Here is a 1,013-nt window from a genome sequence, read left to right as displayed (position 1 = left end):
GCGTCGAACCCGCCAGTCACCACAGAGGCGACGCCCCAGAATGTCCGTATTGCCAAGCGCTTCACCACGCCTGGCAGGTCGCACGAATGCTAACCGTCCGTCACCACCGAATGTGCACCAGAGCCGATAGTCAGACACTCCCCTCCCGGCCTACGTTTCCCGTTGCCCACTGAATGACTCGCAGCATGAGTTGCTTCTCCGGGAGTTGGCGCGGCCTTTCTGGTCCGGCGGGTCGCGCTACCTGTCGTCCGAGATGTAGTTGCAGTAGTCGCCGAGTCGCCTCTGCTCGGCGGTCTGGTTCTGCGGGGCCGGAAGCGTCGTCGGGTCGAAGTCCTTGCAGGCCTCGCGACGCTTCACGAGCTCCCGGAAGTCGATGTCCACGTAGCCCGGTTTCGGCTGTACGCCCAGGACGTCCCGGGCGGTAGTCTGTCCCTCGGCCTCCGCGGGGCCGGCGAGCGGTGGGCCCGGGAACGCGTAGGGCACGTCGCACTCGCGGCTTGCGTCGGAGTAGCGGGCCTTCTCTAGCTCGCTGCACACCTGGGTCAGTGACAGTTTCGGGAACCCGTACCAGGCGGCGAGCAGCGGAAAGGTGAGGGCGCCTTCGATGACCAGGCCGAAGAGCAGCACGTAGCAGGTCCGCCTGATGATCGTGTGCATCCGCGCGTAGGGCGTGGACGTGCCCAGGGCGACCTCGGCCCTCTCTTTGCCCTTTTCTTTTCCCTTGTTATTCTCTGTCGGCTTCGGGTTCGCGTCAGTGGTCACTCCGAAATTCCCCTCCCTGCTCAGTCTGTGAATATTTCACGGTTCACCGTGTGGAGGTACGGCAAGGATACGAAGGGGGTGATGTAGAAAATGTCGTACAGCCACCATCCGATAACCGGGAACACTACTTCGTCGTACCGGATGTCGGCGTAGACGGTCATGTTCGCCACGTAGCCGACCCACATCAGGACGCCGGTCCAACAGGTGAGGATCAGCCACTGGTGTCCCCACCGCTTCATCTGGAGCAGGCC

1 protein-coding gene and 1 pseudogene are annotated in these 1,013 nt (G+C 63.1%); both read right to left on the bottom strand.

The window, feature by feature from the left end; translation table 11 throughout:
* Window positions 1-237: 237 nt before the first annotated feature.
* Window positions 238-762, bottom strand: coding sequence for a hypothetical protein (locus CC117_RS38010; protein WP_198541812.1), 525 nt, complete (start codon window positions 760-762; stop codon window positions 238-240).
* 20 nt (window positions 763-782) lie between these two features.
* Window positions 783-1,013, bottom strand: a pseudogene (locus CC117_RS11035) (hypothetical protein); the annotation flags it as partial.

The organism is Parafrankia colletiae, from assembly GCF_001854655.1.
Taxonomy (GTDB): domain Bacteria; phylum Actinomycetota; class Actinomycetes; order Frankiales; family Frankiaceae; genus Parafrankia; species Parafrankia colletiae.
This window is presented reverse-complemented; position numbering and strand designations above follow the sequence as displayed.